General features: G+C 75.2%; 7 protein-coding genes. 6 read left to right on the forward strand and 1 reads right to left on the reverse strand.

Annotation, left to right across the window (positions count from 1 at the left end; translation table 11 throughout):
• Positions 1-77 precede the first annotated feature (77 nt).
• From ABD335_RS00605 to ABD335_RS00615, 3 genes are all read left to right on the forward strand, one after another.
• Entirely contained in the window at positions 78-2,456 is a 2,379-nt protein-coding gene (locus ABD335_RS00605; RefSeq protein ID WP_344319989.1) for a phosphoketolase family protein, read from the forward strand.
• Between the two features lie 263 nt (positions 2,457-2,719).
• Positions 2,720-3,304, forward strand: coding sequence for an Rv1733c family protein (locus ABD335_RS00610; RefSeq protein WP_344319990.1), 585 nt, complete (start codon positions 2,720-2,722; stop codon positions 3,302-3,304).
• A 139-nt stretch (positions 3,305-3,443) separates the two neighbouring features.
• Positions 3,444-5,915 carry a right-handed parallel beta-helix repeat-containing protein gene (locus ABD335_RS00615; protein ID WP_344319991.1) on the forward strand — a complete coding sequence of 824 codons (2,472 nt, stop codon included), beginning with the start codon at positions 3,444-3,446 and terminating at the stop codon, positions 5,913-5,915.
• Between the two features lie 22 nt (positions 5,916-5,937).
• On the opposite strand, the gene ABD335_RS00620 is transcribed toward ABD335_RS00615, so the two are convergent.
• Positions 5,938-8,322 carry a hypothetical protein gene (locus ABD335_RS00620; RefSeq protein ID WP_344319992.1) on the reverse strand — a complete coding sequence of 795 codons (2,385 nt, stop codon included), beginning with the start codon at positions 8,320-8,322 and terminating at the stop codon, positions 5,938-5,940.
• A 243-nt stretch (positions 8,323-8,565) separates the two neighbouring features.
• Here ABD335_RS00620 and ABD335_RS00625 point away from each other — a divergent pair, with 243 nt between their 5' ends.
• The 3 genes from ABD335_RS00625 to ABD335_RS00635 all read left to right on the forward strand — a co-directional run bounded on the left by ABD335_RS00625 (position 8,566) and on the right by ABD335_RS00635 (position 10,710).
• Complete coding sequence (locus tag ABD335_RS00625) at positions 8,566-9,396, forward strand: DeoR/GlpR family DNA-binding transcription regulator (RefSeq protein WP_344320272.1); 831 nt, start codon at positions 8,566-8,568, stop codon at positions 9,394-9,396.
• 249 nt (positions 9,397-9,645) lie between these two features.
• Entirely contained in the window at positions 9,646-9,972 is a 327-nt protein-coding gene (locus tag ABD335_RS00630; protein WP_344319993.1) for a hypothetical protein, read from the forward strand.
• 216 nt (positions 9,973-10,188) lie between these two features.
• Positions 10,189-10,710, forward strand: a complete 522-nt coding sequence (locus ABD335_RS00635; RefSeq protein ID WP_344319994.1) for an ATP-binding protein — start codon at positions 10,189-10,191, stop codon at positions 10,708-10,710.
• The last annotated feature ends 9 nt before the right edge of the window (positions 10,711-10,719 follow it).

Consider the following 10,719-nt stretch of genomic DNA (forward strand, 5'->3'; position numbering starts at 1 on the left):
GCCCCGCGCGGACGACGGACCGACGCACGCGGACACGCGCAGAGGAACACCGATCCGAGCCACGGCTGGAGACTTCCATGGAGACGCATCCCCCGCTCACCGACCGCGAGTGCGCAGAGCTGGACGCCCACTGGCGCGCGCTAAACTACCTGGCCGCGGGCCAGCTCTACCTCCGGGACAACCCGCTGCTGCGCGAGGAGTTGCGCCCCGAGCACGTCAAACCGCGGCTGCTGGGCCACTGGGGCACCTGTCCGGGACTGGGCCTGGTCTACACCCACCTGAACCGGGTGATCGGCCTGCGCGACCTGGACGCGCTGTGCGTCTGGGGGCCGGGCCACGGCGCCCCCGCGGTGCTGGCCGGGAGCTGGCTGGAGGGCACGTTCGGGGAGGTGTGGCCGGACGTGGGGCGGGACGAGGCCGGCATGGCGCGGCTGTTCGGCGGGTTCTCCTTCCCCGGCGGGCTCCCCAGCCACACGGCGCCGGTGGTGCCCGGCTCGATCCAGGAGGGCGGGGAGCTGGGCTACTCCCTGGCGCACGCGTACGGGGCCGCCTTCGACAACCCGGACCTGCTGGTCGTCTGCGTCGTCGGCGACGGCGAGGCGGAGACGGGCCCGCTGGCCGCCTCCTGGCACTCGAACAAGTTCCTCGATCCGGTGCGGGACGGGGCGGTGCTCCCCGTCCTCCACCTCAACGGCTACAAGATCGCCAACCCGACCGTGCTCTCCCGCCTCCCCGAGGGGGAGTTGGACGCGCTGCTGCGCGGCCACGGGCACGAACCGCTGTACGTGACGGCCGAGCCGGACACGCCCGCGCCCCACGTGCACCGCGCCATGGCCGCCGCCCTGGACGAGGCGCTGGAGCGGATCGGCGCGGCCCGGCGCGCGGCCCGCGAGGAGGGGTCCGCCGAACGGCCGCGGTGGCCGGCGATCGTGCTGCGCACGCCCAAGGGCTGGACCGGCCCGCACGACGTGGACGGCACCCCGGTGGTGGGCACCTGGCGCTCCCACCAGATCCCGCTCGCGCGCGTGCGCGAGGAGCCCGAGCACCTGCGCGCGCTGGAGCGGTGGCTGCGCTCGTACCGCCCCGAGGAACTCTTCGACGGCGACGGCCGACCCCGCCCCGAGGTGCTGGCCTGCGTGCCGCGCGGGGAGCGGCGGCTGGGGGCGAACCCGCACGCCAACGGCGGACGGCTGCGGCGCTCCCTGCCCCTGCCCGACCCGGCGGCCTTCGCGGTGCCGGTGGAGAAGCCCGGCGCGTCCTCGCACGAGCCGACGCGGGTGCTGGGCGGAATGCTGCGCAGGCTCCTGGAGGACACCGAGGAGCGGCGCGACTTCCGTCTGATGGCCCCGGACGAGGCCGAGTCCAACCGCCTGGGGGAGGTGTTCGAGGCCACCCCGCGCGCCTGGCAGGGCGCCACGCTGGAGACGGACCGGAACCTGGGGCCGCACGGCCGGGTGATGGAGGTGCTCTCCGAGCACCTGTGCCAGGGCTGGCTGGAGGGCTACACGCTCACCGGGCGGCACGGCCTGTTCACCTCCTACGAGGGGTTCGCCACCATCGTCGCGAGCATGGTCACCCAGCACGCCAAGTGGTTGCAGAGCGCCCGCGAGGTGCCCTGGCGGGCCGCGATCCCCGGCCTCAACCACCTCCTCACCTCGCACGTGTGGCGCCAGGACCACAACGGCTTCTCCCACCAGGACCCCGGTTTCGTCGACCACGTCCTCAACAAGAGCCCGGACGTGGTGCGCGTCTACCTGCCGCCGGACGCCAACACCCTGCTGTACACCGCCGACCACGTGCTGCGGACGACGGACGTGGTGAACGTGGTGGTGGCGGGCAAGCAGCCCTGTTTCGACTGGCTCGGCCCGGAGGAGGCCCGCGCCCACTGCGCGCGCGGCGTCGGCATCTGGGAGTGGGCCGGGACCGAGCGGCCGGACGGGGAGCCGGACGTGGTGCTGGCCTGCGCCGGGGACGTGCCCACCCAGGAGACCCTGGCCGCGGCCTCGCTGCTGCGCGACCGCCTGCCGGAGCTGGCGGTGCGCGTGGTGAACGTCGTGGACCTCACCCGGCTGACCCCGCGGTCCCGGCATCCGCACGGCCTGCCGGAGGCGGAGTTCGACGCGGTCTTCACCCGCGACCGGCCGGTGATCTTCGCCTACCACGGCTACCCGTGGCTGATCCACCGGCTGACCTACCGTCACGCCGGCCACGAGCGGATGCACGTGCGCGGCTACCGGGAGAGCGGGGCGACCACCACCCCGTTCGACATGGTCCTCCGCAACGACATGGACCGCTACCGGCTGGTCATGGACGTCGTCGACCGGGTGCCGGGCCTGGCGGTCCGGGCGGCGGGCCTGCGCCAGGAGATGCAGGACGTGCGCAACCGCCACCACCGGTGGGTCCGCGAGCACGGCACCGACCTGCCCGAGGTCGCCGAGTGGAGGTGGCCGGGCTGACGGCGGCCCGGTCGGGGTCCCGGGCCGCCGGCGGCGAACTCCGGCCCGGGGGACGGGAGTCGGCCGGGCCGCGCCACGGGACTTCCGTGACTGGGCAGGCACTCGGGGTGCCGATAGGCTTGATCCCACGAAGAGAACGCGATACTTCCGGGCACCAAGGCAACCCCGGACCCGCGATGTCGCTCTCTCTTCCTGTCCACCCGTTTCCTCGGAAGGCCACGGGCGGGTGGGGACCGACAGGGAGAACAAGGGGGTGAGCGATCGTGCGATCGATCGCCGGGCTGTGGCGTTGGCGGCGGAACCCGCTGTGCCGGAGTACCGACCGGGTCGAGGGATGGCTGACGCTGAGCGCCGTCCTGCTGATCACCCTGGCCACGCCCGCCGCCGCGGTGTGGGGCGGGCGGGCGGCGCACCAGGCGCTGCTGGAGACCGCGCGCGACCAGTACCGGCAGCGGTACCAGGTGTGGGCGACGGTGGCCGAGACCGCCCCGCCGCCGACCTCCGACCCCGAGCCCGACTCCGGATACCGGGTGGCCGCCACCTGGACGGCGGCCGACGGCCGCACCCACACCGGCACGGTCACCACCGACCGCGCGGCCGAGCCCGGAGACCGGCTGCGGGTGTGGACGGACGCCCGCGGACACCTCACCTCGCGTCCGATGGACGCGGCCGGCGCCCTCTCGCACGCCGTCCTGGCGGGCATCGGGACCGCGGGCGTCGCGGCCGGGCTGGTGGAGACCGTACGGCGGCTGGCGGTGCGGCGGCTGATGGCCCGGCGCTACGCGCGCTGGGAGGAGGAGTGGGCCCGGGTCGGTCCCGACTGGGGGCGCGCCGACCGGGCGAACTGACGCGAATCCGGCCGGAGTCCGCCCGTATCGGCCCGTGCGGGTGGACCGGTCATCCCATCGGTCCGGCACGCGCTACGGTGGTGCACCTGTAGGCGGCAACGCGATCGACGTTCGCACGAGGTTTGGGGCAAGGCGGTCCATGGCACAGGGCTCGGTCCAGGTGACGCACACCGGAACGTCGCGGTGGCGGCGCCGCACGGGGGATTACGCCACTCTCTCCGACGCCCTGCAGGCCGCGGGCGACGGCGACGTCCTGACCGTGGCCCCCGGCACCTACCGCGAGAACCTGGTGATCGAACGCGCCGTCACCCTGCGCGGCCCCGAGCGCGCCGAGAGCGGCTCGGTGCGGATCGCCCCGGTCGACGGCGTGGCGCTGACCGTGCGCGCCGCGGCGGTCGTGCGGGACCTCCAGATCGAGGGGCAGGACGCGACGGCCCCCGCGCTGCTGGTCGAGGAGTGCACCGCCGAGCTGTCCGGCCTGCGGGTGACGACGCGCTCGGCGGCCGGCATCGAGGTGCGGGCCGGCGCCCGGCCGACCCTGCGCCGCTGCACCGTGGACAACCCGGCCGGGCTCGGCATCAGCGTCGGCGGCGGCGCGGGCGGGCTGTTCGAGGAGTGCGAGGTGGTCGCGGCCGGGCAGTCCGGGATAGCGGTGCACGACGGCGCCCACCCCCGGCTGGAGCGCTGCCGCGTCCACCACGCGTCGGGCGCGGGGCTGTCGCTGTCCGGGGAGGGCAGCGCGGTGGAGGCCGTGGGCTGCGAGGTGTACGAGATCAGGGGCGCGGGGGTGCAGGTCGCCTCGCGGGCGTCCGGGCACCTCGCCGACTGCCGCGTGCACCGCACCTCCGCCGACGGCGTCACCCTCGACACCGACGCCGTCCTCACCCTCGCCGACTGCGAGATCCACGACATCCCGGAGAACGCGGTCGACCTGCGGTCGCGTTCGGTGCTGACGCTGACCCGCACCACGGTGCGCCGCTTCGGCCGCAACGGCCTGTCGGTGTGGGACCCGGGCACCCGGGTGGACGCCAACGGGTGCGAGATCCGCGAGAGCACGGGCGACTACCCGGCGGTGTGGGTGAGCGACGGCGCCTCCGCGGTGCTGGACGCCTGCCGGGTGCAGGACGTGCCCGACGCGCTGTTCGTCCTGGACCGGGGGTCGCGGGCCGACGTCCTCGACAGCGACCTGGCGCAGGTCCGCAACACCGCCGTCTCGGTGAGCGACGGCGGGACGGTCCAGCTCGACGACTGCCGCGTCCGGGAGGCCGGCACGGGTGCCTGGTTCCGCGACCACGGCAGCGGCGGCACCCTGGCGAACTGCACGATCGACGCGACGGGGACGGGCGTGATCGTCACCAAGGGCGCCGATCCGACCGTCGAGCGCTGCACCGTCACCGGGTCCCTGGAGGCGGGGTTCTACGTCTCCGCCGAGGGCCGCGGCACCTTCACCGGCTGCCGGGTGACCGGCTCCCAGGGCTACGGCTTCCACGTGATCGACGGCTGCCGCGCGACGCTGCGCCGCTGCCGCACCGAGCGGTGCGCGCGCGGGGGGTACGAGTTCGCCGACGGGGGCGCGGGCCAGGGCGCGGGCCCGATCGTCGAGGACTGCACCAGCGACCAGAGCGCCGCGCCGGTGACGCTCGCGCCGGAGCCTTCGCAGACCCCCGTCGTCCGGACCGCCGGTCTGCTCGGCGGCATACCCCAGCAGCCGGCCGCCCCGGCGCCCGTCGCCGTCACCGCCCCGTCCGGGGCGGCGTCCGCGCCCGCGTCGGGCGAGGAGACCCCCAAGGCCGCGCGTCCGGCCCAGGAGGTGCTGGGGGAACTCGACGCGCTGGTGGGCCTGGAGAGCGTCAAGCGCGAGGTGCGGGCCCTCACCGACATGATCGAGGTGGGCCGCAGGCGGCAGGAGGCCGGGCTCAAGGCGGCCTCCGTCCGCAGGCACCTGGTGTTCACCGGCTCTCCCGGCACCGGCAAGACCACCGTCGCCCGCCTCTACGGGGAGATCCTCCACTCGCTCGGGGTGCTGGAGCGCGGCCACCTGGTGGAGGTCTCCCGGGTGGACCTGGTCGGCGAGCACATCGGTTCGACGGCGATCCGCACCCAGGAGGCGTTCGACCGGGCGCGCGGCGGCGTGCTGTTCATCGACGAGGCGTACGCCCTCTCCCCCGAGGACTCCGGCCGGGACTTCGGCCGCGAGGCGATCGACACCCTGGTGAAGCTGATGGAGGACCACCGGGACGAGGTGGTCGTCATCGTCGCGGGCTACACCGCGGAGATGCGGCGCTTCCTGGAGGTCAACCCCGGTGTCGCCTCGCGCTTCTCGCGGACCATCACCTTCGGCGACTACACGCCCGACGAGCTGCTGCGGATCGTCGGGCAGCAGGCCGACGAGCACGAGTACCGGCTCGCCCAGGGGACGGCCGAGGCGCTGCTGAAGTACTTCACGGAGCTTCCCAAGGGTCCGACGTTCGGCAACGGCCGCACCGCGCGGCAGACCTTCGAGGCCATGGTCGAGCGGCACGCGGGCCGGGTCGCCCACCTGGACGACCCGGACACCGACGACCTGACCCTGCTCCTCCCCGAGGACCTGCCGGAGCTTCCGGCGCCCTGACCGCCGCTGCCCCACTGCCCCGCTACCGGGAGCGGACGGACCGCTCGGGCCGGTCCGGCCGGTCCGGCGCGGAGGAGCTCCGGCGCACCGCGGCCAACCGCTCCAGCAGCGCCGTGCGCTCGGCGTCGAAGGCGGGGTCGGCCTGGTACTCGCCGTGGCCGAGGACCGGCGCGGGCAGCGGATACTCGGGGGTGCGGCCGTAGTGGAGCGGGTCCCGCAGCGGCTCGCGGTCCACGGACGGTCCGTCGTCCCCTCCGACCATCACCGGACCGCCGATCGGGTCGGTGCGCCGCCACAGGTTCCGCCAGCAGTCCACCTCCCGACTCAGCGCGTTCAGCGGCCCGGGGCCGAAGCAGGCCGGGAACCAGCGCCCGTAGAGCCTCTCCAGCGGGGAGCCGTAGGTCAGCAGCGCGACCCGTCCGCGGGTGGCCGGGTCGAGCTGCCAGACGGCGGCGGCGGCCAGCACGCTGCCCTGGGAGTGGCCGGAGATCACCAGCCGTCCGCCGGTGCGCTCGGTCCAGGTGCACATCCGCCAGGTGAGGTCCGGCACGGCGCGCTCGGCGTAGCAGGGCGGGGCGAAGGGGTGGGCGGCGCGCGGCCAGAAGGTGCCCACGTCCCACAGGATGCCGACCGTGCGGCGGGCGGCGGCGTCCCGGTAGGCGCGGCGGCCCATCGCCACGAGCAGCACCACCATCGCGCCCATCAGCCACGAGCCCAGCGCCTGGGCGGTCTCGGCGAGCGCGGGCAGCGGCCCCGGCCCGCCGGCGGCGGCCGGTCCGGGCGGCGCCTCGGTGAGCGCGGCGCCCACCAGGGCCCCGGCGCCCAGCAGCAGCGTGGTGACGGCGATGGCGCCGATCAGGGTGGGCGCGGTGTCGGTCAGGCGCGCGAGGGCGACGGCGCGGGCGATCTGCCGGCTGCGGGAGTCCAGTTCGCGGGGCTCGCCCTCGTAGTCGTCCACGATGCCCGGCGTGAGCCGCCGCCGCTCCCGCCACACGCGCACCACGGCCACCAGCGCGAAGACGACCACGACCAGCAGCAGGGTGGGGATGACGGACGCCTGCCAGCTCAGCAGCACCGGCGGCCCGGCGATGGCGCCGCCGGGCACGCCCGGGGTGCCGCCCTTGTCCAGCCAGTCCGCCACCCGTTGGGCCGCTCCTCCGGTGAGCACCCCGCCGAGCGCGCACGCCAGCAGCGCCACCGCGGCCCCGCCCAGGCCGCCCATGGCGCACCTCCCCTCGCACGCCCCGGGCGGTGTGGCCCGGTGCAGGACGTACGCGGCGACGGCGAGCGCCGCCACCAACGCGCCCTGCAGGAGGGTGATCCAGGCGAAGGCGCCGGTGCCGGGCAGCCGGGCGGAGGAGGTCCAGTCCGGGCGGTGCCAGGCGGTGTGCACGGCGACCAGTGCCAGGACGGCCGACGCGGCGCTCGGCAGCACCTTCGACGCCCAGCGGTCGATCCGCTCGTCCGGTTCCGACTCGGTGCGGCCCTTGCGGACCGCGACCACCACGACCGACGTGCAGCCCGCCGCGACGGCGACCGCCAGCGTCCAGCCGGAGACGTTCAACAGCGTGTCGCCGCCGGGTCGTCGGTCGTGGCGGGCGGTGGCGGTCAGCAGCACGCCGGCCACCGTCAGCAGCCCGGCGGCGGTGTGGGCGGCCCGCAGCCGGGACACCAGGCGACGGCCGTACCAGAAGCCGGGCAGGGACAGCGCCGGGCGCTCGCCGCCGGGCAGGGGCCGGGTCGGGCCCGGGGGGCGCGGGGGCGGCGAGGCGGACTCGTAGGCGCTCCAGGTGCGGTGCGACAGCCACCACAGCAGGGTGGTGAGCGCGACGGGCAGCAGCGCGGCCAGGACCAGGCGGCGCCCGGGCGACGACCACCATCCCTCGGTGAGCGGTCCGAGCCAGGACTTGTCGCTCGCGCAGCGCTCGGAGGCCGCGCACTGCCAGGCCACGAGGTCCAGGGCGACCTCGCAGGCGGCGGCGGTCAGCAGCACGGTCAGGGAGAGCGCCACCAGGCGGACCAGGACGTCGTAGACCCGCTGGGCCCAGTGGCGGGCGGGGGCCGCGGGCCGCATCCAGTGGGCGAGGTTGGCGACCATGAACGGCAGCAGGAGCAGCCACAGGGCGCGGGCGCTGTTGCCGGAGGTGAGGTTGGACCAGCAGTACGCCTCGGGGATCGGGCGGGCGCGGTCCGCGAACGGGCCGTCGAGGGTCTCCTCGGGGCGGTTCTCGGCGTCGGCGTCCTCGGTGCGGCGGTGGATGCCCGCGGTGCCGTCGCCGGCGATCCGCACCGTGCGCGGATCGCCGAGCATCTCCTGGGGCGTGGTGCCCCCGACCCCGTGGACGAGGAGTTCCAGCGCCGGCTCCCGGCGCGTTCGCTGTGGTGGTACCGGCCGGTGCTCGGACATGGCTGCGTCCCCCGATCTGCGTGGGTCCCCGTGTGCTCGGTGTGTCACCGCGCGGTCGCGGCATCCAGGATGGCGGCCCGCATCGCCCCCGCGCAGCCCGACAAGCTCATGAACACGTCACAATCGTGCGGCGGGCGGCGTCCCGGGGGTGTCCGGGGCCCGTGGAAGGATGGGGGCCGAACAGGTGCCCGCATGACCACCCCCCGTACGGCGGGCCGCGGACGAGAAGGGACGGACTCGCAGGTGAGCGACAACCACAACCTCCTGGCGGAGCAGCGGCGTGCGCTCATCCTGGAGGAGGTCAGACGCCGCGGCGGGGTGCGGGTCAACGAGCTGACCCGCCGGTTGAACGTCTCGGACATGACGGTGCGTCGGGATCTGGACGCGCTCGCGCGGCAGGGCGTGCTGGAGAAGGTGCACGGCGGCGCGGTGCCGGTGACGGGGGCGAGCACCCACGAGCCGGGGTTCGAGGCGAAGTCGGCGCTGGAGTCGGGCGCCAAGGAGGACATCGCGCGGGCGGCGGCACGGCTGGTGGCACCGGGCGGCGCGATCGCGCTCTCCGGCGGGACGACGACGTACGCGCTGGCCCAGCACCTGCTGGACGTGCCCGAGCTGACGGTGGTGACCAACTCGCTGCGGGTCGCGGACGTCTTCCACGCCGCGCAGCGCGCGGACGGCGGCCGTGCGGGGGCGGCGACCGTGGTGCTCACCGGCGGGGTGCGCACCCCGTCGGACTCCCTGGTGGGGCCGGTGGCGGACGCGGCGATCGCCTCGCTCCACTTCGACACCCTGTTCCTGGGCGTGCACGGCATATCCGCGGAGGCCGGGCTGTCCACCCCCAACCTGGCCGAGGCCGAGACCAACCGCCGCCTGGTGCGCTCCGCGCGGCGGGTGGTGGTGGTCGCGGACCACACCAAGTGGGGGACGGTGGGGCTGAGCACGTTCGCCTCGCTGGGCGAGGTGGACACCCTGGTGACCGACGGCGGGATGCCGGAGGCGGTCCGCGCCGAGATCCGCGAGCACCTGCCGGAGCTGGTCGTGGCGGACGGGAGCGCGGACGGCGGGGAGGGCTGACGGGGCCGGAGCCGGGCGGCCCCGTCGGCCCTCCCCGCCGGGCGCCCCTTCCCCGGCGTGGTGCCCGGTCGGGCCGGTGGATCGGCGCGGCCGTCGGCCTTGCCCGGCGCACATGACGTTCCCGCGCGCGCTCTGGCGCACCGGCGGGGACGCGTGCAGACTTCATGACAGGGCACCCGGTGGGGGTGGCGCCGGCAGTGGTCCGGCCGTGACGGCGGGCCGACGGTGACAGGTGGGAGGCGGTGCACTGTGGCGGAGCCCGAGTTCAGTGCCACCGGAGTACGGATAGCGCGGTGGCTGCGTTCGCTCACCCGGGCCGGGCAGGTCGTCGTCCGCGACGGCCGTCTGGTGCTGCTGACCAGCTACGGCCGGGAGATCGACAGCGCGCCGGTGGACCAGGTCCGGGTCAGCGGGCCGTGGTACGCCGCGCAGGACCGGGTGATGGCGACCATCAACGGCAACCGGTACGCGCTGCGCCTGAAAGGGCACGTGCGCGACGGTCTGGTCACCGCGCTGCGCAGGGCCCGCACCCGCGGGTCCGGGATCGCGGCGGAGCGGCGCACGGCTCCCCGCTGATCACCCGCACCCCACTTCTCCCTTGGGACGCCCTCGGGCGCGTTGCACCGTTGACACGCCCGGCTTGCACCGTTTTGTTACCTGAATCACGCTGATGTCTGTGTCGTAGCGACCGTCAGCACGCTTGACGCGCTCTCCGTCGTCCGGACCCTCAACCGTCATCAGGGAGCCGCAGTCGTGATCAGCCACCCCAGCACGTCCGGTCGACAACGGACGGTGGAATTCCAAACCCTGCCCTCACGGACCGGGCAGGTCCGCAGAATCGTCTCAGCCCTGCTGCGCTACTGGGAGCTGGACGCCCTCATCGAACCGGCCGCCGTCGGTGTCGCCGAACTGATGGCCAACGTCCATCGCCACGTGGGGCCGGACGGGCCCTGCGCCGTGGAGATCGTGCTGCGCCCGGACAGGGTGACGATCTCCGTGCGCGACCACGACCCGAACCTGCCGCCCGTCCAGCCCTCGGGCCTGCTCGTCACCGGCGGGCGCGGCCTGGCCCTGGTCGCCTCGGTCAGCGACAGTTGGGGCATGCGGGCGCAGCACGACGGCGCCGGCAAGGTCGTCTGGTTCACCCTGCCGATTCCGGTTCCGGACTCGTCGACGGAGACGCCGGACGGGGCTCCGGAGGAGGTCCCGAGCCGGGAGCCCCTGCCGAGGCCGGAACCGCTGCCCCGGTCCCACGCCCCCGCCCCGGCCGCCCCGGCGCCCGTCGCCGCCCCGGCGCCGGTTCCGCAGCCCTGACGGGCCCCC

The organism is Streptomyces macrosporus (genome assembly GCF_039533145.1).
Classification (GTDB): Bacteria; Actinomycetota; Actinomycetes; order Streptomycetales; family Streptomycetaceae; genus Streptomyces; species Streptomyces macrosporus.